We start from the raw sequence: 25,038 nt of genomic DNA on the forward strand, positions 1-25,038 counted from the left end.
TGAGCGGTGCAGGCTCGAGGCTCGACTAGCATTGTCGCATGCCGGGTTTCAGGCAAACCATCTTTTTGGCGGGCCGACTGGCCGAAGCGAAACGTGGCGCCCGTTGACGTCAGAATTGGAACCCCCTCCGAGTGGAGCCATATTATTTTCGGATTGAAGAATTCCGGCGATGGCGGCTGCGGAGTGTGCCCTCCGGGTAGGGCATATGGCAGCTCTTTAGGGCCCATCCGGGCAATTCGCCGCGTTTGCGACCGTGACGCCTGCCGACGTGCTTAGTGACAGGATTTCGTGGCACTCGCGGGGCCGGCGCGCGTCGGCGCCCGTATGATCGGCGCTACGTTATATGGTCTCGGGGTGGCCGGTGGCGAGGTCACGTAGCTCCGCAAGGACCTCAACCGCGGTCGGTGCACTGTCGGGGTTGATCAGTGACTGGATCATCAGACCGAGCACGATTGCGAGGGCGACCGAGCCGCCCGTCTCGGTGCGCGCTCGCGCTTGCCCCTCGGCCAGGCGGGTCCGCAGTTCGTCGTTGCGCTGGGCTTGCACAATCGCTTCCAGATGCGATGTCCACAGGGCCCTGTCGGTGGTGAAGGAGTCGATCAGCGGCTGCCAGCGATCCACCGCTGACGGTGACCGGTCCTGGGGGGTCAGCCTCGTGTCGAGTTCGTCCATCTCCTCAAGAAGAGCCTGCACCAGCAGTCGTTCACGGCTGCCGAAGTGATAGCCGATGGCGGCGTGGCTGACCCCGGCGGCCGCGGCGATGTCGCGCACCGTCGTGCTCGCCCAGCCTCGCTCGACAAGGCAGCGCTTGGCGCCCTGCAGTAGGTCCTCTCGGTTGCCCATCGATGCAGGTTAACCGCGGTTAACCGGATTGCACAAATGGCTGGACCGAATGGATTGACCATATGGACAAATCGGGAGTACGGTGCGGGACAAGCCCCGCGCGTGGGGACCCCCGCAGTTGTGGAGGTGACGTCGTGGCGCACGTCGTGGTCGAACGCGTCGAGCAGATCGCGGGGCGCCTGACCGCTGCGGCCGAGGAAACCGAGCGGCTGGGCACGCTCTCGCAGCAGTCGGTGGCGCTGATCCGTCAAGCCGGTGTGATGCGGATGCTGCAGCCGCGCGACTGCGGCGGCTACGCCGCGCACCCCCGCGAGTACGCCGAAGCCGTCATGGCGGTCGCGAAGGCCTGCGGCTCGACCGGTTGGGTGTGCGGCGTCGTAGGGGTGCACCCGTGGGAGATGGCGCTGATGGACCGCCGGTTGCAAACCGAAGTCTGGGGGCAGGATCCCGAAACCTGGATCGCATCCCCGTATGCCGCACAAGGGGTCGCCACCCCCGTCGACGGCGGCTACCAGTTGAACGGGCGGTGGGCCTTCTCGTCGGGCACCGATCACTGCGACTGGATCGTGCTCGGCGCGCGAGTGGGGGAGACGTTGCTGCCCCGGGTGCTGCACGTGGTGCTACCGCGCAGCGAGTACACGGTTGTCGACGATTCGTGGGACGTCATCGGCCTATCGGGCACCGGCAGCAAAGACATCGTGGTCGACGGGGCGTTCGTTCCGCATTACCGCACGATCGATTTCGAGCATGTCGCGTCCGAGATGGACCCCGCCGAGCGGGTCGGGCGCACCGAAACGCTGTACCGGCTGCCGTTCTGGGCGATGTTCCCGCTCGGAATCACCGCCGCTGTCATCGGTATCGCCGAGGGTGCGCTGGCCGCCCACTTCGACTATCAGCGAGACCAGGCCGCCACCACCGGAACCAGGATCAACGACGACCCGGATGCGCGGTGCGCGGTCTCCGAAGCCGCCGCCGAGATCGCCGCCTCCCGGGTTGAACTCCTGGACGGCATCAGCCGGCTGTTCGATGCTGCCGACGCGGGCGAAGTGATCAGCTGCGAAGAGCGCTCGCTGGTGCCTCGCAATCAGCTTCGCTGCGCACGGCGGGCCGTGGCCGCCGTCGATGCGATCTTTACCCGCTCGGGCGGCACAGCTGCGCGTAAAAGCAATCCGCTGCAACGGTTCTGGCGTGATGCCCACGTCGGGCTGGGGCAGGCTATCCACTTGTCGGACACGATCTACCATTCCAGCGCGCTCACGGCGACGGGGGAGCAGGCACCGGAGGCGCTGCGGGCGTTGATGTGATGGATTGCGGGCCTTGCCGGGCTTCGCTCGGTGCCCCACGTCAGACAACCAAATAGCCTATTCGCTGTGCCGCAGCAGCGATCCGCAGCGCCAGTCCGGGATGGGTCAGCGGTAGTGATAGCACCGGTCGAGACGGCATCGCCGCGGCGGCGGGTTAGGGTGCGAGCGGTCAGCTGCCGCCGATCGCGACCGTGATCTGTTCGCGGATGCTCGCCAATTGGCGAGCGGTGACTGCGGAGCCGGTGGCGCTGACCCTCCGCAAGGAAACGCTGGTGACATGGTGCGCCAACGCCCAGCATGTCGCCTCGGCGCCGTTCTCCGCTGTCGGCTCGATCCGCTCGGCAAAGGATCTGTGCGCCAACCCCTCATCCCGGGTCAGCGGGACTACCAGCAGGTTCGGATAGCTGTCGGGAAACAGCTCGTGGTCTTCGACCACTACCGCCGGACGCAGCTTGCCGGGTTCGTGAAGTGCGCCGCTGCGCCAGTCGACGACAACGATGCTGCCGGCCTGGTGGCGGTTCACGGCAGGTCGGTGAGCGGCGTCCCGAGTTCGTCGAGTTCGCTGCGCGCATCGGGGTGCTCGGCCAGGTGGGCCATCACGCGCTCGCCGTCCGCCCGGATCATCTCCCGTCGGGTCTGCCGCGCCTGGGCTTCGGCCAGCTCTCTAACGAATGCGCTCAGCCCCTTGCCTTGCTTACGGGCCGCTGCTTCGAGCACTGCCCGATCGTCAGCGTTGAGCCGAATCGTCAGCGTCTGTGCCATACACGCGAACGTACCACGGAGGCGTCATACATCTGGGCTCCGGCCAACCCGAACGTGGCGGTCGGGGTCGCGGCTGGTGGTGTCGAACATTTGTCGAACTTTCGCTAGCGTGGGTGTCATGGCTGGATCAATCGGCTTCCGTCCGACGCAAGACGACGAGCGCATCCTGCGCGAGGCCTCGCGCCCGGGCGAGAGCACTTCGGACACGTTGCGCCGAGCGCTGCGGCTGTTGGACCACGAACGGTGGCTGACGCAGTTTCGCGCGGACGCGGAAGCGCTCAAGGACGAGGATGTCAACGCAGAGCCCGAAGCCTGGTGATCCGCGGAGCCGTCTATCGGATCGATCTCGGGCGGCCCCGCGGTCACGAGCAGGGCGGCAACCGCCTGGGTTTGGTTGTGTCCCCGTCGGATTCGCCGCTATCGGTGGTGACTGTGGTCCCCACGTCGACCTCGGCTGGTCCGTCCATTCACCGTCCCGAAATTGAGATCGCCGGTCGGCCGACGCGCATGCTGGTCGACCAGATCCGCTCGATCGACACCCACTATGTTGTGGGCGACCCGGTCGACTACCTGACTCGCGACCAGCTCATCGAGGTCGAGCTCGCGCTGGTCCACTATCTCGGTGTTCAAGAGGCCATCCCCCCGCGATCTTCGTGACGCCCGGGCAGCCCGTCGGTGTTGCTTGGCGGCGCTGCGCGGACCGGAGTGCGCCGTAGCACTTATCGCTACGCTTGGGAGATGGCCAGGACGATCCCGCAGCGTGAACTGCGCAACGACAACGCCAAGGTGATGGATGCCGTTGTGGGAGGCGAGACGTTCATCGTGACCCGCAACGGCGAACCGGTGGCCGAACTGCGGCCGATACGGGTCACTCGCCGCACGTTCATCCCGCGGGGTGATATCGCCGCGCTGGCGGACGCGGCGGTGCGTATCGACCACCGCCGGTTCCGCGCCGATCTCGACCGGGCGATTGATCAGCGTGTCTGAGCCGACGTCTGGGCTACTGGACACCTCGGTCGTCATCGACTGGCATGACCCGAAGGTCGTTGTCGCGCTTCCCGACGAGGTCGCGTTCTCGGCTATCACCGCAGCGGAGTTGGCCGCCGGCCCACTGCTGGCCACCAGCGCCGTCGAAGCGGCCAGACGCCAGGAGCGGTTGGATTTCGCCGGGCTCAAGGACCTGATTCGCGTCGTCGCGGTCTGATCGCTGGTCCGGGGGCCGTCGCCGAAACCCGCCCAGGGGCTTCGCGGCCTGGCTAAGCTCAGGCCGGCATGCAGGGGGAGCCACCGTCATCGCGCACGATGAGACCCCAAGGAGTAGGCAGTGAACCGTCACCTTCTTCTCGCCGCGGCAGCCGCGAGCACAGCGGCCATGGGCGTCGTTCTCGCGCCGGTCGTCTCGGCAGGCCCGCCGTACAAGAACTGCTCCGAGGCTCACGCCGACGGCCGGTACAACATCCCGGAAGGTGACGACGCCTACTCGTCGAAGCTTGATCGCGACGGCGACGGCTTGGCCTGCGAACCCAAGCGCTGAGGCCGGGCAGCCGGCAACCCCTGCTCGGACGTTAGGCAGCGGCGATACGGATGGTGAGTCGCTGCCCGCAGGCGCGGGCGAGGTGTTCGAGCAGCTCGACAGTCGGAGTGCGGGCCCCGGATTCGATGGAGGCGATGGCCGACTGCGTGGTGCCCATCTTGCGGGCCAGCTCAGCCTGGGTCAGCCCAGCGGTCTCACGGGCACGGTAGGCGGTCTCCGCCAGCTCCATCGCCAGACCCGGCAAATCCTCGAGCAGCTATTGACAGATCTCGATCGGGCTCAGTCTGGAGATCACGCCCATAGCTAACATTTGCACTGTAAAACTATAATACAGATGCTGTAGGTATGTGTTGCGCGAGAAAGGTTCACTATGGGCTGGCCTTCCCATCGAACCGAACAGCGTGAATGGACGCCTCGCGGACGCCAGGGCACCCGCGAAGACCGCACGCTCAAGCAGATCGAAGTTGAGCTGCCGCCGATGGTCGGCAGGCTCAGCTATGACCCAGTGGGCGCTGTCGCGCGCGCGCATGAAGCCGCTTTGATCGCTGTGGCCCGCCTCGAGGCCGGGTTCGGCCAACATCTCGCGCCGTTGGCGGACTTCCTGCTGCGCAGCGAGTCCGTGGCTTCGTCCAAGATCGAGCACATCGACGCCGGTTGGCGAGCATTCGGCAAGGCTTTCGCAGGCGGTAGGGCCAGTGTGGAGGCAGCATCCCAACTGGCAGCGGTGCGGGCCCTGATCCAACTCGTCGACGCAGCCAACGCCGGCCCGCTCACGCTCGACGTGGTTCTCGAGACCCACCGGCTTCTGATGGCGCCAGACCCTTACGCCGACAGTCCGGGGCAACTGCGCACAGTGCAGAACTGGATCGGTGGCAGCGACTATTCACCAATCGGCGCGCTGTACATCCCGCCGCCTCCCGAGCTGGTGCCCTCGCTGATGGATGACCTGCTGGCGTTCGCCAACCGCACGGATCTGCCGATCATCGGGCAGGCCGCCATTGCCCACGCCCACTTTGAATCAATCCACCCGTTCACCGATGGCAACGGCCGCATCGGGCGGGCGCTGATCAGTGCCATCATGCGCCGGCGGGGGCTGACGCAGCGCGTGACGGTGCCACTGGCATCCGTCATGTTGGCCGACACCGCTGACTACTTCGCGCGGCTCACCGCCTACCGTCGCGGTGACGCCGACCAATTTGTCGGCTACCTCGCTCATGCCGCCGTCCATGCAAGTGCCGCCGCGGAAGAATCGGCGGCCCGGCTGGCTGAATTGCCCAACCGCTGGCGCTCCGTCGCGCGCCCGCGATCGGGCTCGGCCGATGAAACACTTCTCGCCGTTCTCCTGGATGTCCCGATATTCAATGCGGAGACCGCCCAACGGCTCACCGGGACAACCGATGCCAGTACGTACAAGGCGCTCGGCCGGCTGACGAAGGCCGGCATCCTCGAAATATTGTCGGCGGGCGCACGCAACCGCGTGTGGGCCGTCGCAGACGTGCTGACCGAACTCGATGCCCTCAGTGATGCGATCGGCCGACGGGTCCGGGTGGGTTGAAGTACATTCCAGGCGCGCCCGCGGACCGAAGCCCTGCAAGCCCGGCCCGCGGGTTGTCAGCTCTACCGCGGCACGTGAAACCCGACCAGCGCCGCCGACCCTGGCTGCACGCCGGCCCAGCTGCCGGTGACGCGTAACACCGCGATGCCCGACGTCGGGAACTTCTCCGAGATCTGTTGGACAACAGCCGCATCGGTGACCGCTGCACCAGCGAGCCCGAGCGCGACGCTCGACATCGTCGGCTCGTGGCCGATCACCAGCAGCGTGGCGATGTCGTCGTCGACGGTGTTGATCGCGGCGATGACGGTTCCGGGCATGGCGTCATAGAGCTCGTCGCGGTAGCTGACGGCAGCGTCGATGCCGGTGCGCTCCAGGGTGTTTCGGGTGCGGGTGGCCGTCGAGCAGAGCACCCGGTCGATGGTGGGTACGTTGACGCGCAACCAGTCCCCGGCCAGTGCGGCCTCGCGTATCCCGCGCTTGGCCAACGGCCGGTCATGATCGACCACTCCGGGCGGATAGTCCGATTTGGCGTGGCGAAGCAGGATCAGCGTGCGCGGTGCGGCGTTCATCCGCCCAAGGTTAGGCCAGCGCGGCCGGTGAGGTGACTGCGGCGATATCGCCGGCGCTGGTCATTCCGGACGACCCACCTGCCCCGGGGGCGTGACGGATGTGTCGGGTGTGACGTGCGGGGTGGGGTCGTCCCCGCACGCCGAGACCTGCCGATCAGGGTCCGCGGACTTGTCGGTGCACCGCCATACACTCGCGGTGCCCGGCCCCAGCCCGGGTGAAAGGACGACCGACATGCGATTCCTGCACACCGCCGACTGGCAGCTCGGCATGACCCGGCACTTTCTGGCCGGGGACGCCCAGCCGCGCTATTCGGCGGCCCGGCGCGACGCGGTGGCCGGCCTCGGCGCGCTCGCCGCGCAGACGGGCGCAGAGTTCGTCGTCGTCGCCGGGGATGTGTTCGACGACAATCAGCTCGCCCCGGAGGTCGTCAGTCAATCCCTGGAAGCCATGCGCACCATCGGGATTCCGGTGTACCTGCTGCCCGGAAACCACGACCCGCTCAACGCCGCATCGGTCTACACCAGCAAGTTGTTCACCGCCGAACGCCCCGACAACGTCGTCGTTCTCGACACCGCCGGGGTGCATCAGGTGCGCCCCGGGGCCGAGATCGTCGCTGCACCGTGGCCCTCCAAGCGGCCCACCTGCGACCTGGCGGCCGCGGCGGTTCAGGGCCTGCCCGCCGACGGCACCACCCGGATCCTGCTCGCCCACGGCGGCGTCGACGTGCTCGACCCCGCCCCGACCAACCCGGCGCTGATCCGGCTCGCCGCGCTGGAGGACGCGCTGGAGCGCGGTGTGATCCACTACGTCGCGTTGGGGGACAAGCACTCCCGCACCCAGGTCGGCACCGGCGGCCGGATCTGGTATTCCGGCTCGCCGGAAGTCACCAACTACGACGACATCGAACCCGACCCCGGCTACGTGCTGGCCGTCGACATCGACGAGACCAGCGGTGCGGTCAGCGTCGAATCCCACCGTGTGGGCAGGTGGCGGTTCGTCACGCTGCACCGCCAACTGGACACCGGTCGCGATATCGCGGACCTGGACATCAACCTCGACCAGCTGCCCGACAAGGAGCGCACCGTGGTGCAGTTGGCGTTGACGGGCTCGCTCAGCGTCACCGACCGGGCCGCCCTCGACGCCTGCCTGGACCGGTATTCGCGGCTGTTCGCCTGGGCCGGCACCTGGAACCGCCACACCGACCTGGCGGTGGTGCCCGCCGACGGGGAATTCACCGACCTCGGGCTCGGCGGATTCGCCGCCGACGCGGTCGAGGAACTCATCGCCGCCGCCCGCGCCGATGACGCCGCCGGTGCCGACGACGCCCATGCCGCGCTGGCACTGCTGCTGCGGCTCGTCGACCGGGGTGCGGCATGAGACTGCACCGGCTGACCCTGACCAACTATCGCGGCGTGGCACACCGCGAGATCGACTTCCCCGATCACGGGGTGGTGGTGGTCGCCGGCGCCAACGAGATCGGCAAGTCCTCGATGATCGAGGCGCTGGACCTGCTGCTGGAGTCCAAGGACCGCTCCGCCAAGAAGGATGTCAAACAGGTCAAGCCGACCCACGCCGACGTCGGCGCCGAGGTCACCGCCGAAATCAGCACCGGCCCTTACCGGTTCGTCTACCACAAACGCTTCCACAAGGCGCCCCGGACGCAGCTGACCGTGCTGGCGCCCCGCCGGGAACAGCTCACGGGCGACGAGGCCCACGAGCGGGTCCGCACCATGCTGGAGGAGACGATGGACACCGGGCTGTGGCAAGCCCAACGGGTGCTGCAGGCCGCCTCGACGGCCGCGGTGGATCTGTCCGGCTGCGATGCGCTGTCTCGCGCGCTGGACGTCGCCGCCGGTGACACCGCCACCCCCAGCGGTACCGAACCCGTTCTCATCGAACGCATCGACGCCGAGTACGCGCACTACTTCACCCCCACCGGACGCCCGACGGGGGAGTGGGCCGCCGCGGTGGCCGCGCTGGCGACCGCCGACGCCGAGGTGGCGCGCTGCAGCGCCCTGCTCGCCGAGGTCGACGACCGGGTGCTTCGCCACACCGAACTCAGCGAGCAGCTGGCCCGGCTGACCGAAGAGCGGGCGGCGGCAGCGGCCCGGCACACCGCCGCGAAAGCCGCCGGCGACACCATCGCCGCGCTGCGGGACCAACTACGCAACGCGCAACTGGTGGCCACCGCGGCTGAGGCGACCGGCGCCGCGGCCCGGACCGCCCACGCCGAACGGCAACGGCTCTGCGGTGAACTGGACTCCCGGGCCGCCGCGATCGCCGTGCTGGACAGCGAGCTTGCCGAGGCCACCCAAGCCCACGACACTGCCGACGCCGAAGCCGCCGCCGCGGAGGGCGCAGCCGCCGAGGCCGAGCGGCTGCTGGCCGCCGCCACCGAACGCGTCGAGACCGCCCGCCGAGTCGTCGACCAACTCGCCGCCCGCGATGAGGCCAACCGGCTGGAAGCCCGGCTGGCGCGGATCGATGCCACCGAACATGACCTCGAGCAGGTGGTGGCCGAGTTGGCCGCGATCACCGTGACCGAGTCGGTGCTGCGCCGCATCGAGGACGCTGCGGCCGTGCTCGACCGCGCCCAGGCCTCCTTGGCCGCGATCTCGGCGACCCTGGAAGTCACCGCGGCCGCCGACGTCGAACTGGTGATCGCCGGCGAGCACACGCCGCTGGCCGCCGGCGACAGCTGGTCGGCGGCGGTCACCGCGGGTGCCGAAGTGGAGTTGCCCGGGCTGTTGAGCGTGCGGGTCAGGCCGGGCGACAGCGCCCGTGAGGCCGCCACGAAACACGCTGCAGCGCAAGATGAACTGGCTGCCGCCCTGGCAGCGGGCCGCGTCGAGGACCTGGCGGCGGCCCGCCGCGGCGACCAGCGGCGTCGCGAGCTACAGGGCAGCCGTGATCAGCTGACCGCCACCCTGGTGGCGTTGCGCGGCGACGACGCGGTGGAGGAGCTGCGCACCCGACTGGTGCAACTGCGCGGCGAACACGCCGAGGTGGGCGCCGAGAACACCCTCGAGGACGCCCGCGCCGAACGCGACGCCGCCGAGGCGCAGCGCACCCGGGCCCACGCCGACTGCGAAACCCGCCGGTGGGCCGCCTCGGAGTCGGCGGCCCGACGCACCGCAGCCGCCACCCGCGTGACGCTGCTCCGGGACAAGGGCGCCACCCAGCGCGCCGAGCTGGCCACCGTCACCCAGCGCCTCACCGAACAGCGGGCATCGGTCGGCGACGAGGAACTGGCGGGCGCCGCCGAAACCAGCGGCCAGGCGCTGCAGGCCGCGCAGCAGCGCCTCACCGAGATCACTGAGCACCTGGCCGCCGCCGCCCCCGAGCTGGTCGACGCCGAACTGGCCGACGCGGCGCAGCAACTGCAGGCCCTGTCGGACCGGCACGCCGAGACCGCCCGCGACCTGCACCAAGTAGAGGTCGAACTCGCCGTCTTCGGCACCGAGGGCCGCAAGGGCCAACTCGATGCCGCCCAGATCGCACGGGAACACGCTGCGGCCGAGCACCATCGGATCGGCCGACGGGCCCGGGCGGCAGCGCTGTTGCGGTCGACCATGATCCGGCACCGCGACGACACCCGGCTGCGCTATGTCGAACCGTTCCGCGCCGAGATCCAGCGGCTGGGTGTGCACGTCTTCGGCGACGACTTCGAAGTCGAGGTCGACACTGACCTGAAGATCTGCGCCCGCACCCTCGACGGGCGCACCGTGCCCTACGAGTCGCTGTCGGGTGGGGCCAAGGAACAGCTCGGCATCCTGACCCGGCTTGCGGGCGCGGCGCTGGTCGCCAAGGAGGACAGTGTCCCGGTGGTGATCGACGACGCACTGGGCTTCACCGACCCCGACCGGCTGGAGAAGATGGGCGCGGTGTTCGACGCCGTGGGTGCCCAGGGCCAGGTGATCGTGTTGACCTGCAGCCCGGACCGCTACCGCAGCGTCAAGGATGCACACCGCATCGACTTGAGTGCTTGAGGCCCCTGCCGTGTGTTATTGGGGGCGACTGCTTTCGTTATGGCGTCGTCGGAGGAGCGGGCGGTAGCCAGGTACGACGTGCCGCCTCGGCCAGTGCTTCTGCGGCCCGTTTGGCCTTCTTTCGTTCGTCCGTTGTGGGCGTTAGGTGCGTGTAGGCCGCTTTGGTTTTCACACCGAGCAGTGTGCGGAGATGCTTCTCCACGGTGGGATCCGCTTGCTTGAGTAATGCGGCCGCCTCGTTGTGATTCTCGCCCACAGCGTATCGCCCCAGCCGCGCGCAGCAGATAACGTCCGCAGCCGCGATACCAGCGAGCACAAACAGATTGGTCGCGGTGTCGGGCTTCTGGCCTGCTACTAGCAGCGCGGTATCGAGGAACTCCGTGGCCTTCTTCAACCGGCCGAGGCGGAACGCGTCTGAGCAGGAACGTGTCCGTCCGGCCATCGCTTAAGCTCTCTTCTTCGGCATTGACTGCACCAGCTTGAGCAGCCATGTTCTCGACCCTGCGACGGTCAGACCGCTGTCGAGAACCTCACCTACCATCGGCTCGGCGGCAGATTTGCGCAATTCACTGATGGAGTATTCGACGATGCGAGCATCGTTGCCCGTCCAGCGAGTGACGTTCGCAGCGAGTTCGTTGATGTCGTGGGCCCAAACGGCCGGTGGAGTCCCGCGGTCTTGCACCACAAACAGGTCGATGTCGCTGTCAACGGTCATGGTGCCGCGAAGTGCCGACCCGAAAACAGCCGCGTATTTCGGTGGGTGCGCCCACTGGTCAAGTTCGTGCTCCAGCTTGGACAGGAAAGTGTTGGAAAGACCGGCCAGTGCCACGATAGGTGCGGCTGCGAGATGGTCTCGGTTGAGGCGATACGTAAAGGCATTTCCGACTCGGTCGGCGGTGACTACACCCTGCGAGACCAGACGAGCGAGAACCTTGCGGATACCTTCCTCGGAGAACTTATTCACGATCCGGTGGATCTGTCCTGTCGTGAAAGCGATGTCGTTTGCCGCCAGCACCGCGAGAACATCGCCGTCCAGCGTCGGCGTGACGGTCGCGAGCGGCCGGTGTAGCTCCATTCGAACCTCCAACTATAGTTGGTTAACACGTACTATAGTTGGCCTCGTGCCGCACTGCATCGACACGGGATGCCAGGCACCGGCCGATCACCGCCGGATGGTGCGTCATCCGTCCTTCATGAACCCGATCGCGGTGTAGTCCAGATCCGCCAGCCCCGGCGCCCCGAAGTTCGCCAGGGAACTGCGCACCGCCACGTTGCCGGTCGTCTGGATCAACGGCAGGCTGAAACCCTCGGCCCACAACAACTCGTCGACCTCATTGGCACGGGCGCGGGCGGTATCGGGGTCCAATGCCTGCAGCGTCTCCTCGATCTTGGCGTCGATCTGCGGGCTGCCGATCTTGCCGAAGTTGGCCTCCCCGTAGGAGGCCGAGATCTGGTTCAGCCCCGCCAGCGGGAAAGCGTCACCGACCCAACTGAACTGGGCGATGTCGAAGTCGCCGACATTGACGTAGTCGGTGAAGAACCCGCCGCCGGCCTTGGCGTCCAGCTGCAGTTTCACCCCGATCTGGGCCAGATTGTGTTGTGCCACCTGGGCGAACTGCCGAGTGCTCGACGCGTCGTAGAACAGGTGCCGGATCACCAGCGGGCGACCGTCCTTCTCCCGGAACTTCCCAGTCAGCTTCCAGCCCAGCTCGTCGAGTTCCCGCGCAGCACGCTGCGGGTCGTAGGCCACCACCGCGGAGTTGTCCTGGTAGCCCTCCTGGCCGGCGACGTAGATGTGATTGTTCAGCGGCACCGGATCCGACGTCAGACCCCGCTGGGTCACCTTGGCGATCGTGGTGCGGTCGATGCCGCGCATCACCGCCAGCCGCAACGCCTTATCGGACAGGATCGCCCCCGGCGCCCCGTTGAAGGTGAAGTGGTTCCACGCCGGAGTCGGGGCGCGGCGGATCGCGATACCCTCGGTGCGCCGGGCGATCGTCAACTGATCCAGCGTGGCCACCCCGGCGGCGTCGATGGTGTGGTTCTGCAGCGCCGGCATCCGTGCCGACTCGTCGAGCACCAGGTAGTTGATGGTGTCCAGCTTCGGCGTGCGGCCCCACCAATCGGGGTTGCGCACCAACGTGATCCGCTGGCTGGTGCGGTCCAGCGTGGCCAGCTTGAACGGCCCGGCCGATGGCCCGGGGCTTTGTAGTTGCGCCTTGTTGAAGGTCTCCGGGTCGGCGGTCATTCGGGCCGGCAGCAGCATCGAGTTGCCGGCGAACATGCCCCGCCATTCCGCGTAGGGCTTGGCGAACCGCACCACCGCTTGGCGGTCGTCGACGCCCCTGGTGACCGAGGCGACCCGTTCGGCGCCGTTGGTGCTGGCGATCGCGTAGCCGGGGTCGGCGCCGCTGGTGGCGTGGATCTGGCTGGCGATGTCCTGCCAGGACAGCGGGGTCCCGTCGCTCCAGGTGGCTTTCGGGTTGATGGTGTAGGTGACCACCTGCGGGTTGGTGCCGGTCAGCTCCACACGGGTGAAGTAGTCGGTGTCCACCGTCGCCGAGCCGTCCGGGCCGATGATGAACGCCCGCGGCATGGTGGCTTTGAGCATGGCGGCGTTCTCGGCCAGGTTGCCGTCGATGTGCAGCGGGTTGAAGTTCGGCGGGAACTGGCTCATCGACAGCCGCAGGCTGCCGCCGTCGCGCAGGGTGGCCGGGTCTTGCGGGTTGATGTCGCTGGCGCTGCCCACCGCCGAGACGCCTTCGGGGGCGGTGATATCCACCGCGGCGCACCCACTCACAGCCAGGAGCAGCGCTACTGCCGCGTTGACACTGCATCCAGGGCGTGCCCTTCTCGCAAAACCTCGCCATGAGCGCAGTGTCAACGTCATATTCATGAGCGCACCACCGGCTGGGGCACCGCAGCCAGCAGCCGACGGGTGTAGTCGTGCTGCGGGTCCCCGAACACCTGCTCCGCATCACCCTGCTCGACGATCTCCCCGGCGAACATCACTGCCACGGTGTGTGCCAGGTGTTTGACCACCGACAGGTCATGCGAGACGAACAGATACGACAGCCCGAACTGCTGTTGCAGATCCAGCAGCAGGTTGATGATCCCGGCCTGAATCGACACGTCCAGCGCCGACACCGGCTCATCGAGCGCCAGGATCTTCGGCTGCAACGCCAGCGCCCGGGCGATCCCGATCCGCTGCTTCTGCCCGCCGGAGAACTCCGCCGGATACCGCAGCGCGTCGCCGCGGCGCAGCCCCACCAGCTCCAGCAGCTCGGCCACCCGGGCGTGGGTCGCGGCCTTGTCGAACCCGTTCGCGCGCAACGGCTCGGCCAGCACCTCGAAGACCGGTAGCCGCGGATCCAGCGAGGCCACCGGATCCTGGAACACCACCTGCAGATCGCGGCGCAGCGCGCGGCGGCCGTCGCGTGTCAACCCCGCGACATCGCTGCCGAGCACCTCGATCGAACCCTCCTGCGGGGCAGCCAGTTCGAGTATCTGGTGCAAGGTGGTGGATTTGCCCGAGCCGGATTCGCCGACGATCCCCAGGGTGCGGCCCTGCTGCAACGCGAAGCTGACACGAGAGACGGCGCGGACCTCGCCGACCCGGCGGCGCAGCACCCCCTTGGTCAGCGGATAGGTTTTGACCAGGTCGCGAACGCGTAGCACGGTTCCGGAATCCGTGGGGGCGGGCGCGGTGACCGCGGTGGGTACGCGATAGATGTCGGCGGCGCTGCGCCCGGTGACCTGATCGGTATGGATGCAGGCGGCGGTATGAGAAACCCCGACGTTCAATAGCTCCGGCTCCTGCGCCCGGCACTCGTCGGTGGCCAACGGGCAGCGCGGCGCGAACGGGCAGCCCGGCTCGATGGCGGCCAGCGACGGCGGCGCCCCCGGGATCGGCACCAGCCGGGTGCCCTGCGGGGCGTCCAGGCGCGGCACCGAACCCAATAGCCCCACCGTGTAGGGCATCCGCCGATCGGCGTACAACGCGGCCACGGGTGCGGCTTCCACCACCCGTCCGGCGTACATCACCAGCGCCCGGTCGGCGAACTCGGCGACCACCCCCAGGTCGTGGGTGATGATCAGCACCCCGGCGCCGGTCACGTCACGCGCGGTCTTGAGCACCTCGAGGATCTGCGCCTGCACCGTGACATCCAGTGCGGTGGTGGGCTCGTCGCAGATCAGCAGGTCCGGGTCACACGAGATCGCGATCGCGATCACCACCCGCTGGCGCTCCCCGCCGGAGAGCTCATGGGGGAAAGCCCGCGCCCGCTCCTGCGGCCGTGAGATACCCACCAACTCCAGCAGTTCCACCGCGCGCCGGCGCGCCGCGGCCCGCCCGATCCTGGGCTGATGCACCTCGATGGCCTCGGCGATCTGATCGCCCACGGTATAGACCGGGGTCAGCGCCGACATCGGATCCTGGAACACCATGCCGATCGATGCGCCGCGGAACTTCGACATCGCGGTGTCGCCCAACCCGATCAGCTGCGTGCCGGCCAGCCGCACCGAACCGGACACCTGCGCGTGCTCGGGCAGCAACCCCATCACCGCCATGGCCGCCGCGGATTTGCCCGAACCCGATTCGCCGACCATCGCCACGACTTCGCCGGGGTTCACCCGGTAACTGATGCCGCGCACCGCTTGTACCGCATCGCGGCCGGCGCCGAACGTCACGGCCAGGTCGGCGACTTCCAGCAGGGCGCTCATCGGCGGCCCCGCAAACTCGCGGCGTCGGGGTCGAGTGCGTCACGCAGGCCGTCGCCGGCGAGGTTGGCGCAGACCAGGATCGTGATCAGCACCCCGGCCGGGAACAGGAACACCCACGGGAAGGTGATCGCCGAGGCGGTGCCGTCGGCGATCAGCGTGCCCAACGACACGTCGGGCGGCTGGATGCCGAAACCCAGGTAACTCAAACCGGTTTCGGCCAGGATCGCCACCGCCACGTTGAGCGCGGTGTCGATGATCAGGATGGATGCCACGTTGGGCACGATGTGGTCGATGATGATGCGCCGGCTCGACACTCCCATATACCGTGCGGCGCGGATGAATTCACGTTCGCGCAGGCTCATCGTCAGCCCGCGCACCATGCGGGCGCTGATCATCCAGCTGAACCCGGCCAGCAGCAACACCAGCATGAAGATGTTGCCGCTGTTTTTGGTGCGCGGGGTGATGATCGCGATCAGGATGAACGCCGGCACCACCAGCAGCAGGTCCACCAGCCACATCAGCACCCGGTCGCGCCAGCCGCCGAAATACCCCGCGATCGCCCCGACCGTCGCGGCGATCACCGTGGAGATCAGCGCCACGCAGACCCCGATCAGCATCGACTTCTGCATGCCGCGCAGGATCTGGGCCAGCAGGTCCTGGCCCAGTGCGTTGGTGCCCAGCCAGTGCTGTGCGCCCGGCGGCACCAGCAGCGCGTCGTAGTCCAGGTCGGTGTAGGAGTAGGGCAGCAGGCTCGGCAGTGTGTAGCAGCCGACGAACATCACCGCCAGCAGCGCCAGCGCGCCCACCGCGGTGCGGCTGCGCAGGAATCGGCGCAGCACCAGGGTGCGCCGGGAGGCGAACGCGATCTCGGTGCTCGTCATGACACCCGCACCCGCGGGTCCAGCAGCGCGTAGATGACATCGGAGAGCAGCCCGGCCAGCAGGACCACTGCACCGGAGAACACCGTGATCGCCGCGACGATATTGGTGTCCTGGGTGGCGACGCCTTGCACCACCCATTCGCCCATGCCGTGCCAGCCGAAGATCTTCTCCACGAACACCGCCCCGGTGACCAACCCGGCCACCCCGTAGGCGAACAGCGTGGCCATCGGGATCAGCGCGGTGCGCAGCCCGTGTTTGAACAACGCGCGGCGCCGGGTCAGCCCCTTGGCGCGGGCGGTGCGGATGAAGTCCTGGCCGAGCACATCGAGCATCGCGTTGCGCTGGTAGCGGCTGAAGCTCGCGGCGGCCCCCAGCGCCAGGGTCAGCGACGGCAACACCAGGTGCTGCAGCCGATCGAGCAGCCCGGGCCAGAAGCCGGTGACCAGCCCGGGGGAGGTCTCGCCGGTGTAGTCGAACAGTTGCGCGCCCAGTGCCCAGTTCACCCGCAGCGCGCCCAGGATCACCAGGTTGGCCAGCACGAACGTGGGCACCGACAGCACCAGCAGCGCCGCCATCGTGATGACCCGGTCGGAGAGCCGATACTGGCGCACCGCCCCCCAGGCACCGGCCACCACACCGATCACCGTGCCCGCCAGCGAGCCGACCAGCAGCAGTCGCAGGCTCACTCCGATGCGCCGGCCCAGCTCGTCGGAGACCGGCTGACCGGTGACGGTGACGCCGAAGTCGCCGCGGACGGCATGCGAGGCCCAGTGCGCGTAGCGCAGCGGAATCGGCTTGTCCAGGCCCAGTTCGGCGGCCTTGGCGTCGATGACCGCCTGCGGGGGACGCGGGTTGCGCTGCATCAAGCTGTCCAGTGGGGCGAACGCCAGCGAGGTCAGGCAGAAGGTGAGGAAGGATGCGAGGCCCAGCAGCACCAGGTAGTTCAGCGCCCGGCCGGCCAGAAACCGCATCATGGCCAAAAGGGTAGAGCCCCCTCGCGCGAGCACGCCGGACGCCTCATCCCCGCGAGCGCGCGTGTCCCCGGCCGACACGGCGCGGGAATCACCGGGTTTACGCACGCTCGCGCCCGGGAGACGCTCTGGCGAATCATTGATTCGAATGATTATTACCCGTGGAAACTCGCGGCTCGTTGATTAGTCTCAGACGTCAGACCGCGACAGAGGGAGACCCCGTGACCGTCACCGACGACTACTTGGCCAACAACGCGGAGTACGCGAAGACCTTCAAGGGTCCGCTGCCCATGCCGCCCAGCAAGCACGTCGCGATCGTCGCCTGTATGGACGCGCGGCTCGACGTGTACCGGGTACTCGGCCTCAACGAGGGTGAGGCGCACGCGATCCGCAACGCCGGCGGGGTGATCACCGACGACGTGATTCGGTCCCTGGCGATCAGCCAGCGGTTGCTGGGCACCCGGGAGATCATCCTGATCCACCACAGCGACTGCGGGATGCTCACCTTCACCGACGACGAGTTCAAGCGCTCGATTCTGGAGGAGACTGGAATCCGGCCGGGCTGGGCGCCCGAGGCATTCCCGGACCCGGCCGAAGACGTCAAGCAGTCGTTGCGCCGGGTCAAGGCCAGCCCGTTCATCACCGCGACGACCTCGCTGCGCGGGTTCGTCTTCGACGTCGCCACCGGCAAGCTCGGCGAGGTCACCGTTTAGCGCGCCTGGTCTCCGCGCGATCTGAGCCATCCGCCGCCGGCGAGCGTGCGCCGATCCGGTCGACACGCCGAGCGGGCGGCCGGGGACCCGCCCGCTCGCCGGGAGGGGGCGGCCTGGGCAGCTCACATTGACAGCGCCCCGACCAGCCTGGTTACATGTCCGCCTATAACAAACAAATCCGGCAAGTCTTACCAAGATTATCGGATATCCCTGGCGAGGAACTCATGACCAGCAACATCACCGCGCTCGTGGAACCGTCCACGGCCGGGAAGTACCAGCTGACGCATCTGCGCACCCTGGAGGCCGAGGCCATCCACATCATCCGGGAGGTGGCCGCCGAATTCGAGCGGCCGGTGCTGCTGTTCTCCGGCGGCAAGGACTCCATCGTCATGCTGCACCTGGCGGTCAAGGCATTCGCGCCGGGAAGACTGCCGTTCCCGGTGATGCACGTCGACACCGGCCACAACTTCGACGAGGTCATCGCCGCGCGTGACGATCTGGTCGCCCGCACCGGCGTGCGACTGGTGGTGGCCGGCGTGCAGGACGACATCGACGCCGGCCGGGTGATCGACGACGGGCCGTCGCGCAATCCGCTGCAGACCGTCACCCTGCTGCGCGCGATCCGGGAGAACAAGTTCGACGCCGCGTTCGGCGGCGCCCGCCGCGACGAGGAGAAGGCCCGCGCCAAGGAGCGGGTATTCAGCTTCCGCGACGAGTTCGGCCAGTGGGACCCCAAGGCGCAGCGACCCGAGCTGTGGAACCTCTACAACGGGCGGCACCGGGCCGGCGAACACATCCGGGTGTTCCCGCTGTCGAACTGGACCGAATTCGACATCTGGTCCTACATCGGAGCCGAGGAGATCCTTTTACCCTCAATCTATTTCGCCCATCAGCGCAAGGTCTTCCGCCGCGACGGCATGCTGCTGGCCGACCACGAGTTTCTGCGCCCCGCCGACGGCGAGGACGTGTTCGAGGCCACGGTGCGCTTCCGCACCGTCGGCGACGTCACCTGCACCGGCTGTGTGGAGTCCACCGCGGCCACCGTCGAGGACGTCATCGCCGAGACCGCGGTCTCGCGGCTGACCGAGCGCGGCGCCACCCGCGCCGATGACCGGATCTCCGAGGCAGGCATGGAAGACCGCAAACGGCAGGGGTACTTCTGATGAGCGCGGCGACCACACTGCTTCGCATTGCGACGGCCGGATCGGTCGACGACGGCAAGTCCACCCTGATCGGGCGCCTGCTGTTCGACTCCAAGGCCGTCATGGAGGACCAGCTGGCCTCGGTGGAGCGCACCTCCCGGGAACGCGGGCACGACTACACCGACCTGGCGCTGGTCACCGACGGCCTGCGCGCCGAGCGCGAGCAGGGCATCACCATCGACGTGGCCTACCGCTACTTCGCCACGCCCAAGCGGAAATTCATCATCGCCGACACCCCGGGCCACATCCAGTACACCCGCAACATGGTGACTGGCGCCTCGACCGCCCAGCTGGCGATCGTGCTCGTCGACGCTCGCCACGGCCTACAGGAGCAGTCGCGCCGGCACACCTTCCTGGCGTCGCTGCTGGGCATCCGTCACATCGTGCTGGCCGTCAACAAGATGGACCTGATCGACTGGGACGAGCAGCGATTCGCGTCCATCCGTGATGATTTCCACTCGTTCGCCACCCGGCTGGACGTGCACGACGTGACGACCATCCCGATCTCGGCGCTGCTCGGCGACAACGTGGTGACCAAGTCCGACAAGACCCCCTACTACGAGGGCCCTGCGCTGCTGTCGCATCTGGAAGACGTCTACATCGCCGGTGACCGCAATCTGGTCGACGTGCGCTTCCCGGTGCAGTACGTGATCCGCCCGCAGACCCACGAGCACGCCGACCACCGCAGCTACGCCGGCACCGTCGCCAGCGGCGTACTACGTCCCGGCGACGACGTGGTGGTGCTGCCGTCCGGGAAGCCGAGTCGGGTCGCCTCGATCGAGGGACCCACCGGTCAAGTGGGCGAAGCATTTCCGCCGATGGCGGTCTCGGTCAGTCTCGAAGACGACATCGACATCTCCCGTGGCGACATGATCGCGCGCACCAACAACCAGCCGCGGATCGTGCAGGACTTCGACGCCACGGTGTGCTGGATGGCCGATGGTGCGACGCTGCAGCCCGGCAATGACTACCTCATCAAGCACACCACCCGCACCACCCGGGTGAAGGTGATGGCACTGGACTACCGCCTCGACGTCAACACCTTGCATCGGGACAAGGAGGCGAACGCGCTGCAGCTCAACGAGCTCGGCCGGGTCTCGCTGCGCGCCCAGGTCCCGCTGATGCTCGACGAGTTCAGCCACAACGGCGCCACCGGGTCGTTCATCCTCATCGACCAGTCCACCAACGGAACGGTCGCGGCCGGCATGGTGCTGCGCGACGTCTCGGGTCGCAACCCCAGCCCGAACACGGTGCGCCACGAGTCGCTGGTCACCGCGGCCGACCGGCTTTCCAAGGGCCGCACGGTGTGGCTGACCGGCCTATCCGGGGCCGGTAAGTCGTCGGTGGCCATGCGCATCGAGCAGCTGCTGCTCGAAAGGGGAACGCCAGCCTACGTTCTCGACGGTGACAATCTGCGCCACGGTCTCAACGCCGACCTCGGGTTCTCGATGGCCGACCGCGCCGAGAACCTGCGCCGGCTCGCGCACGTGGCAACCCTGCTGGCCGATTCCGGCCAGGTCGTGCTGGTGCCGGCGATCAGCCCGCTGAACGAGCACCGCCAGCTGGCCCGGCAGGTCCACACCGACGCCGGTTTCGAGTTCATCGAAGTGTTCTGCGACACCCCGCTGGAAGACTGCGAGCAGCGAGACCCCAAGGGGCTGTACGCCAAAGCGCGCGCGGGCCTCATCACCCACTTCACCGGCATCGACAGTCCCTATCAGCGGCCGCGGAATCCCGATGTGCGGCTGACCCCAGACGACGACGTCGATGAACAGGCCCGCCAGGTCATCGCGGCGATCGACGCCCGAAAGTGAACGACCACCAGCTGGCCGCCCAGCTCGCCGCCGACGCCGGCCGGCTGTTGCTGACCGTCCGCGACGAACTGGCCGACGCACCGCAAGCCGAGCGTAAAGCGGCCGGCGACAAACGTTCTCACGACTACCTGATGGCCGCGCTGGCCGCCGAGCGCCCGGCGGACGCGGTGCTGTCCGAGGAGGGCGCCGACAACCCGGTGCGGCTGCAAGCCGAGCGCGTCTGGATCGTCGACCCGCTGGACGGCACCCGGGAGTTCTCCGAACTCGGCCGCGACGACTGGGCCGTGCACGTCGCGCTGTGGCAGGCCGGGGAGCTGACCGCCGGCGCCGTCGCGCTGCCGGCCCGCGGCATCACGCTGGCCACCCCTGATATCGCCGCACCACCCGAGCACGCCGGCCCGCCGCGCATCGCGGTCTCGCGCAGCCGCCCGCCGGCGGTCGCCGATGCCGTGCGCGCTCACCTCGACGGCGAACTCGTGGCGATGGGATCGGCCGGGGTGAAGGTCGCCGCGGTCATCCAGGGCGCCGCCGACGTCTACGTGCACGCCGGCGGGCAGTACGAATGGGACTCCGCGGCGCCGGTGGCCGTCGCCCGGGCCGCCGGCCTGCACACCTCGCGCATCGACGGCTCCCCGCTGGTCTACAACCGGCCCGACCCGTTGCTGCCCGATCTGGTGGTGTGCCGGCCCGAATACGCCGACGCGGTGCTTGCGGCGATCGGCTGACGTCGCCGGGACGAGCGCAGATGGCAGAATCGCCAGGATGCGGATGTCGGCCAAGGCGGAGTACGCGGTGCGGGCGATGGTGCAGCTCGCCACCGCCGAAGCCGGCACCCTGGTCAAAACCGACGACATCGCCACCGCGCAGGGCATCCCGGCGCAGTTTCTCGTCGACATCCTGTCGGATCTGCGCACCGACCGGCTGGTCCGCAGCCAGCGTGGCCGGGACGGCGGCTACGAACTGGCGCGCGCAGCCACCGAGATCAGCGTCGCCGACGTGCTGCGCTGTATCGACGGCCCGCTGGCCAGTGTCCGCGACATCGGACTGGGCGATCTGCCCTACGTCGGTCCCACCGCCGCGTTGACCGATGTGTGGCGGGCGTTGCGGGCCAGCATGCGGTCGGTGCTCGAGCAGACCAGTCTGTCCGATGTCGCCGCGGGGCAACTGCCCGCACACGTCGCCGAGTTCGCCGCCGACTACCGCGCCCAGGAACGCCAGCGCGGCCACGGCTGACCCCTTCCCGGCGTAGCCCGACCTAGGAACCCGAGCCGTACGGGCGGGTGAGGATCTCCATCGCATGACCACTGGGGTCGCGGAAATAGACCCCGCGCCCGCCGTCGCGACGATTGATCTCACCGGGGCGCCCACCGCGCGGGTCCGCCCAGTGCGCCAGCCCCCGCGAGGTGATCTTGCCGTAGATGGCGTCGAAGTCGTGCTCGGAGACCAGGAACGCATAGTGCTGCGGCCGGATCTCCTCGTCGCCGGGCACCTCGGCGTAGTCGAGGCTGGCCTGGTGATCGAGCCCGACGACCATGAAGTGGCCGAACGGTTGGGGATCGGGCAGACCGAACAGCTCTGCCAGGAATGCCGCCGACTCCTGCTTGTCGTGGGTGGCGACGATGGTGTGGTTGAAGGAAATGCTCATGGCTCAAGTGTCGGCCGTCACCGGCGCGCGTGCCACAATCGCGGGCATGCAGGTGGGAATGACCATGCCGGTGATGGAGCCCGATCTGGATGCGACGCTGCTGCGGGACTGGGCGCGCGCCGTCGACGAGGGACCGTTCTCGTCGCTGGCCTGGGGCGAGCGGATCGCCTTCACCAACCCGGACAGCCTGACCCTGCTGGGGGCGTTGGCGGCCTGGACCGAGCGGGTGCGGTTGGTGACGACGGTGATCGTCCCGCAACTGCACGATCCGGTCATGCTGGCCAAAGCCTTGGCCACCGCGGACCTGCTCAGCGGTGGGCGGCTCACCGTGGGCATCGGCGTGGGCGGCCGGCACGAGGACTACCGCGCGGCCGGCGCCGACCCGGCGACGCAGACGATGCGCGAGATGGCCGAGCGGGTCGCGATCATGAAGCGGGTCTGGGCGGGGGAGAAGACCACCGAGTCGGTGCTGCCGGTCGGTCCGGCGCCGACCCAGCCCGGCGGGCCACCGCTGGTGGTCGGCACCATCGGCCCGAAGACCTTGCGCAGCGCGGCGGGTTGGGCCGAAGGGTTGGCCGGCATCACCATGGACCTCGACGTGGCCAAGCAGAACGAGTTGTTCGACGTCGCCCGGCAGGCATGGCAGCAGGCCGGCAAGGCCCGGCCGTATCTGGCGACCTCGTTCTGGTTCGCGCTGGGCGAGCCCGACGCCGCGCGCAACCAGGTGCGCGAGCACCTGTTGCGCTACATGAACTGGATTCCCGCCGAGTACGTCGAGGCGATGGCCCCGACCACCGGCTGGGCGGGCAGCGAGGACGAGCTGCTCGCCGTGTTGCGCAGCTTCCAAGCGGTGGGCGCCGATGAGATCCACCTGATTCCAACCAGTTCCGATCCTGATCAGCTGCGCCGCGCCGCCGACGTGGTCACTGAGCTCAACCGCTGAGGTCTCCCGAGCGCCGCGGGCAAACCCATTGCGACACGGTCACGGAAGCGTCTCTATCAATATCTCACTAGTCACAACTGTCTCACCAGACACTATCGTCGCAGCAGGCGAGGCCCGGAGCGGTCCCGGAAAGGTGTGACATGTCGGCGACGCGCGCGATCGTCTCGGCCGCGATGGTCCCGGCGGTTGTTCTCGGCATGGTGCTCGCCACCGAATTCGCCCCGCCGGCGTTCGCGGCAACCTGCAATGCGCCCGAGGCCAGCATCGAACCGCCGCCGGGTTCGCCGACGACCGGAGCCGGTCAGCTACCCAGCGGGCGGCGGCCCCGCGGCACCAACGACAGTGCACCCCTGCCCAAGCTGGGCCCGCTGATCGCCGCACTGATCAACCCCAACGCCGCCATACGACAACAGGCCGCGGTGGTGCCCCCGGCGCCGAACCCGGAGGGTCAGGTCGCGCCGAACGCCGCCCAACCGGTTCAGCCCGTTCCGGACGCCGGCGCCGACCCCGGGCTGTCGAACGCTGATGCCGCCGGTGCCATCGCCGGCTCCCAAACCTCGCTGGTGGAGTGGGTGACCGGCCCCAACAGCCCCAACCAAACCCTGCAGCGCTTCGGGATTTCCGGCACGGACCTGGGAATCCCTTGGGACAACGGTGATCCCGCCAACCGTCAGATTCTCATGGCGTTCGGCGACACCTTCGGCTACTGCCGCATCCCGGGCCACCAGTGGCGGCAGAACGTCCTGTTCCGCACCCAGGACAACAACCTGGCCGACGGCATCACGGTCGGGCCCGGCGGAATCGGCAACAAGTACTCGGGTTCGCCACTGCGCCAAGCGAACTTCTCCAAGCAGATCCTGCCCGCCGTGCAACTGGCTCCGCACCAGGAGGGGATGATCCCCACCGCCGCCATCGGGATCGCCGGGAACCAGTACATGAGCTTCATGTCCATCAAGCAGTGGGGACGTGACGGCGAATGGTCCACCAACTACTCGGCGATCGCGGTCTCCAACGACAACGGCGAAACCTGGGGCGTCTATCCCGGGACGGTGCGTTCGACGTCGCCGGAGAACGTCCCCCGCGCGCACTTCATCCCCGGTAACGAGAACTTCCAGATGGGTGCGTTCCTGCGCGGGGGCGACGGCTACCTGTACTCCTACGGGACACCCTCGGGCCGCGGCGGCTCGGCGTACCTGTCTCGGGTGCCCGAGCGCACGATTCCCGACCTCACGAAGTACCAGTACTGGAACGGCGACAGCGGATCGTGGGTGCCGAACAACCCGGCGGCGGCAACGCCGGTGATCCCGGGCCCGGTGGGTGAGATGTCGGTGCAGTACAACACCTACCTCCGGCAGTACCTGGCGCTGTACGGCAACGGCGGCAACGACGTCGTCGCCCGCACCGCTCCGACGCCGCAGGGTCCCTGGAGCGCCGAGCAGACGCTGATTCCCACCGGCCAGATCCCCGGCGGCATCTACGCGCCCTACGTGCACCCCTGGTCGACCGGCAAAGAGGTGTACTTCACGTTGTCGCTGTGGAACGCCTACGACGTGATGCTGATGCGCACCGTGCTGGGTTGAGCCCGCCCGC

28 protein-coding genes are annotated in these 25,038 nt (G+C 68.2%); 16 read left to right on the forward strand and 12 right to left on the reverse strand.

Annotated features, from left to right (window positions below; translation table 11 throughout):
• Positions 1-339 precede the first annotated feature (339 nt).
• Positions 340-843 carry a TetR/AcrR family transcriptional regulator gene (locus AWC24_RS21125; protein ID WP_085089009.1) on the reverse strand — a complete coding sequence of 168 codons (504 nt, stop codon included), beginning with the start codon at positions 841-843 and terminating at the stop codon, positions 340-342.
• Between the two features lie 134 nt (positions 844-977).
• Here AWC24_RS21125 and AWC24_RS21130 point away from each other — a divergent pair, with 134 nt between their 5' ends.
• Complete coding sequence (locus AWC24_RS21130; RefSeq protein WP_085089011.1) at positions 978-2,147, forward strand: acyl-CoA dehydrogenase family protein; 1,170 nt, start codon at positions 978-980, stop codon at positions 2,145-2,147.
• A gap of 169 nt (positions 2,148-2,316) precedes the next feature.
• On the opposite strand, the gene AWC24_RS21135 is transcribed toward AWC24_RS21130, so the two are convergent.
• Together AWC24_RS21135 and AWC24_RS21140 are read right to left on the reverse strand one after the other, a co-directional pair.
• Complete coding sequence (locus tag AWC24_RS21135) at positions 2,317-2,670, reverse strand: type II toxin-antitoxin system PemK/MazF family toxin (RefSeq protein ID WP_085089013.1); 354 nt, start codon at positions 2,668-2,670, stop codon at positions 2,317-2,319.
• Positions 2,667-2,909, reverse strand: coding sequence for a type II toxin -antitoxin system TacA 1-like antitoxin (locus AWC24_RS21140; RefSeq protein WP_013828198.1), 243 nt, complete (start codon positions 2,907-2,909; stop codon positions 2,667-2,669). Before AWC24_RS21140 ends, AWC24_RS21135 begins: the two co-directional genes overlap by 4 nt.
• Before the next feature lie 118 nt (positions 2,910-3,027).
• Here AWC24_RS21140 and AWC24_RS21145 point away from each other — a divergent pair, with 118 nt between their 5' ends.
• From AWC24_RS21145 to AWC24_RS21165, 5 genes are all read left to right on the forward strand, one after another.
• A complete protein-coding gene (locus AWC24_RS21145; protein WP_085089015.1) occupies positions 3,028-3,228 on the forward strand; it encodes a hypothetical protein in 201 nt (66 codons plus the stop codon).
• Positions 3,225-3,566, forward strand: coding sequence for a type II toxin-antitoxin system PemK/MazF family toxin (locus AWC24_RS21150; RefSeq protein WP_109560587.1), 342 nt, complete (start codon positions 3,225-3,227; stop codon positions 3,564-3,566). Before AWC24_RS21145 ends, AWC24_RS21150 begins: the two co-directional genes overlap by 4 nt.
• Positions 3,567-3,647: 81 nt before the next feature.
• The gene (locus AWC24_RS21155) at positions 3,648-3,896 is read left to right on the forward strand and encodes a type II toxin-antitoxin system Phd/YefM family antitoxin (protein ID WP_085089017.1); all 249 of its coding nucleotides are present in this window, start codon (positions 3,648-3,650) and stop codon (positions 3,894-3,896) included.
• Positions 3,889-4,113, forward strand: coding sequence for a PIN domain-containing protein (locus AWC24_RS21160; RefSeq protein WP_085089019.1), 225 nt, complete (start codon positions 3,889-3,891; stop codon positions 4,111-4,113). The genes AWC24_RS21155 and AWC24_RS21160 overlap by 8 nt, the downstream gene beginning before the upstream one ends.
• Before the next feature lie 168 nt (positions 4,114-4,281).
• The gene (locus AWC24_RS21165; RefSeq protein ID WP_013828203.1) at positions 4,282-4,443 is read left to right on the forward strand and encodes an excalibur calcium-binding domain-containing protein; all 162 of its coding nucleotides are present in this window, start codon (positions 4,282-4,284) and stop codon (positions 4,441-4,443) included.
• Positions 4,444-4,474: 31 nt separating this feature from the next.
• Here the strand turns inward: AWC24_RS21165 and relB are convergent, their stop codons facing one another.
• On the reverse strand, positions 4,475-4,687 hold the full coding sequence (gene relB / locus AWC24_RS21170; protein ID WP_474630504.1) for a type II toxin-antitoxin system RelB family anti-toxin: 213 nt from the start codon (positions 4,685-4,687) through the stop codon (positions 4,475-4,477).
• A gap of 126 nt (positions 4,688-4,813) precedes the next feature.
• Between relB and AWC24_RS21175 the strand changes: the two genes are divergently transcribed.
• Positions 4,814-5,998 carry a Fic family protein gene (locus AWC24_RS21175; RefSeq protein ID WP_085089021.1) on the forward strand — a complete coding sequence of 395 codons (1,185 nt, stop codon included), beginning with the start codon at positions 4,814-4,816 and terminating at the stop codon, positions 5,996-5,998.
• Between the two features lie 62 nt (positions 5,999-6,060).
• Here the strand turns inward: AWC24_RS21175 and AWC24_RS21180 are convergent, their stop codons facing one another.
• Positions 6,061-6,567 (reverse strand): SixA phosphatase family protein, encoded by a 507-nt coding sequence (locus tag AWC24_RS21180; protein WP_085089023.1) that lies wholly within the window; start codon positions 6,565-6,567, stop codon positions 6,061-6,063.
• A gap of 232 nt (positions 6,568-6,799) precedes the next feature.
• Here AWC24_RS21180 and AWC24_RS21185 point away from each other — a divergent pair, with 232 nt between their 5' ends.
• Both AWC24_RS21185 and AWC24_RS21190 read left to right on the forward strand, forming a co-directional pair.
• Complete coding sequence (locus tag AWC24_RS21185) at positions 6,800-7,945, forward strand: metallophosphoesterase family protein (RefSeq protein ID WP_085089025.1); 1,146 nt, start codon at positions 6,800-6,802, stop codon at positions 7,943-7,945.
• The gene (locus AWC24_RS21190) at positions 7,942-10,557 is read left to right on the forward strand and encodes an AAA family ATPase (RefSeq protein WP_085089027.1); all 2,616 of its coding nucleotides are present in this window, start codon (positions 7,942-7,944) and stop codon (positions 10,555-10,557) included. The genes AWC24_RS21185 and AWC24_RS21190 overlap by 4 nt, the downstream gene beginning before the upstream one ends.
• A gap of 37 nt (positions 10,558-10,594) precedes the next feature.
• Here the strand turns inward: AWC24_RS21190 and AWC24_RS21195 are convergent, their stop codons facing one another.
• The 6 genes from AWC24_RS21195 to oppB all read right to left on the reverse strand — a co-directional run bounded on the left by AWC24_RS21195 (position 10,595) and on the right by oppB (position 17,134).
• Positions 10,595-10,951: a hypothetical protein gene (locus AWC24_RS21195; protein ID WP_308494589.1), complete on the reverse strand. Its 357-nt coding sequence runs from the start codon at positions 10,949-10,951 to the stop codon at positions 10,595-10,597.
• Positions 10,952-11,002: 51 nt separating this feature from the next.
• Complete coding sequence (locus AWC24_RS21200) at positions 11,003-11,632, reverse strand: nucleotidyltransferase domain-containing protein (RefSeq protein ID WP_085089031.1); 630 nt, start codon at positions 11,630-11,632, stop codon at positions 11,003-11,005.
• Positions 11,633-11,737: 105 nt separating this feature from the next.
• Complete coding sequence (oppA, locus tag AWC24_RS21205; protein WP_085089033.1) at positions 11,738-13,447, reverse strand: oligopeptide ABC transporter substrate-binding protein OppA; 1,710 nt, start codon at positions 13,445-13,447, stop codon at positions 11,738-11,740.
• Between the two features lie 2 nt (positions 13,448-13,449).
• Positions 13,450-15,279 (reverse strand): oligopeptide ABC transporter ATP-binding protein OppD, encoded by a 1,830-nt coding sequence (gene oppD / locus AWC24_RS21210; protein ID WP_085089035.1) that lies wholly within the window; start codon positions 15,277-15,279, stop codon positions 13,450-13,452.
• The gene (gene oppC / locus AWC24_RS21215; RefSeq protein WP_085089037.1) at positions 15,276-16,160 is read right to left on the reverse strand and encodes an oligopeptide ABC transporter permease OppC; all 885 of its coding nucleotides are present in this window, start codon (positions 16,158-16,160) and stop codon (positions 15,276-15,278) included. The genes oppD and oppC overlap by 4 nt, the downstream gene beginning before the upstream one ends.
• Positions 16,157-17,134 carry an oligopeptide ABC transporter permease OppB gene (gene oppB / locus AWC24_RS21220; protein WP_013828218.1) on the reverse strand — a complete coding sequence of 326 codons (978 nt, stop codon included), beginning with the start codon at positions 17,132-17,134 and terminating at the stop codon, positions 16,157-16,159. The genes oppC and oppB overlap by 4 nt, the downstream gene beginning before the upstream one ends.
• Before the next feature lie 218 nt (positions 17,135-17,352).
• Between oppB and AWC24_RS21225 the strand changes: the two genes are divergently transcribed.
• The 5 genes from AWC24_RS21225 to AWC24_RS21245 all read left to right on the forward strand — a co-directional run bounded on the left by AWC24_RS21225 (position 17,353) and on the right by AWC24_RS21245 (position 22,093).
• Positions 17,353-17,844 carry a beta-class carbonic anhydrase gene (locus AWC24_RS21225; protein WP_013828219.1) on the forward strand — a complete coding sequence of 164 codons (492 nt, stop codon included), beginning with the start codon at positions 17,353-17,355 and terminating at the stop codon, positions 17,842-17,844.
• Positions 17,845-17,999: 155 nt separating this feature from the next.
• Positions 18,000-19,007 (forward strand): sulfate adenylyltransferase subunit CysD, encoded by a 1,008-nt coding sequence (cysD, locus tag AWC24_RS21230; protein ID WP_174813622.1) that lies wholly within the window; start codon positions 18,000-18,002, stop codon positions 19,005-19,007.
• Positions 19,007-20,860 (forward strand): sulfate adenylyltransferase subunit CysN, encoded by a 1,854-nt coding sequence (gene cysN, locus AWC24_RS21235; RefSeq protein WP_085089039.1) that lies wholly within the window; start codon positions 19,007-19,009, stop codon positions 20,858-20,860. The genes cysD and cysN overlap by 1 nt, the downstream gene beginning before the upstream one ends.
• Complete coding sequence (locus AWC24_RS21240) at positions 20,857-21,585, forward strand: 3'(2'),5'-bisphosphate nucleotidase CysQ (protein WP_085089041.1); 729 nt, start codon at positions 20,857-20,859, stop codon at positions 21,583-21,585. The genes cysN and AWC24_RS21240 overlap by 4 nt, the downstream gene beginning before the upstream one ends.
• 37 nt (positions 21,586-21,622) lie before the next feature.
• On the forward strand, positions 21,623-22,093 hold the full coding sequence (locus tag AWC24_RS21245) for an Rrf2 family transcriptional regulator (protein WP_085089043.1): 471 nt from the start codon (positions 21,623-21,625) through the stop codon (positions 22,091-22,093).
• Between the two features lie 22 nt (positions 22,094-22,115).
• On the opposite strand, the gene AWC24_RS21250 is transcribed toward AWC24_RS21245, so the two are convergent.
• Positions 22,116-22,505 carry a VOC family protein gene (locus AWC24_RS21250; RefSeq protein ID WP_085089045.1) on the reverse strand — a complete coding sequence of 130 codons (390 nt, stop codon included), beginning with the start codon at positions 22,503-22,505 and terminating at the stop codon, positions 22,116-22,118.
• 46 nt (positions 22,506-22,551) lie between these two features.
• On the opposite strand from AWC24_RS21250, the gene AWC24_RS21255 reads away from it, so the two are divergent.
• Positions 22,552-23,448, forward strand: a complete 897-nt coding sequence (locus AWC24_RS21255; protein WP_085089166.1) for an LLM class flavin-dependent oxidoreductase — start codon at positions 22,552-22,554, stop codon at positions 23,446-23,448.
• Between the two features lie 140 nt (positions 23,449-23,588).
• Positions 23,589-25,028, forward strand: a complete 1,440-nt coding sequence (locus AWC24_RS21260; RefSeq protein ID WP_085089047.1) for a glycoside hydrolase family 183 protein — start codon at positions 23,589-23,591, stop codon at positions 25,026-25,028.
• Positions 25,029-25,038: the final 10 nt, after the last annotated feature.

The sequence above is a fragment of the Mycolicibacter senuensis genome, assembly GCF_002101885.1.
Lineage (GTDB): Bacteria > Actinomycetota > Actinomycetes > Mycobacteriales > Mycobacteriaceae > Mycobacterium > Mycobacterium senuense.